We start from the raw sequence: 284 nt of genomic DNA on the forward strand, positions 1-284 counted from the left end.
GGAAGACCGGCCGGAGCTGCTTTCCTGGCTCCTCTTCCTCGCGTCCGGTCTCGGCCCGTTCTCAGGCCAGGCCGTGCACTTCCAGTTCGCCGCGCCGGCAGGCCTCGACTATGCGGTGAACCGCTACCGGCGCGAAGCCGAGCGTCATTACCAGGTGTTGAACGATCACCTTGAAGGGCGGACGTACATGGTCGGAGAAACGTACACCATCGCAGACATTGCGGCCTGGGGATGGCTCGATCGCGCCTCGCGCGTGCGCAAAAACGCGGACAACCCCCTCGGGC

1 protein-coding gene is annotated in these 284 nt (G+C 65.5%); it reads left to right on the plus strand.

The genetic code is table 11. From position 1 onward, the window contains the following. The coding region (locus SB753_RS36485; RefSeq protein WP_410804983.1) for a glutathione S-transferase C-terminal domain-containing protein at positions 1–284 on the plus strand (284 nt) is incomplete at both ends.

Origin of the sequence: Paraburkholderia sp. SIMBA_053 (genome assembly GCF_046534895.1) — a bacterium.
Taxonomy (GTDB): Bacteria; Pseudomonadota; Gammaproteobacteria; order Burkholderiales; family Burkholderiaceae; genus Paraburkholderia; species Paraburkholderia caledonica.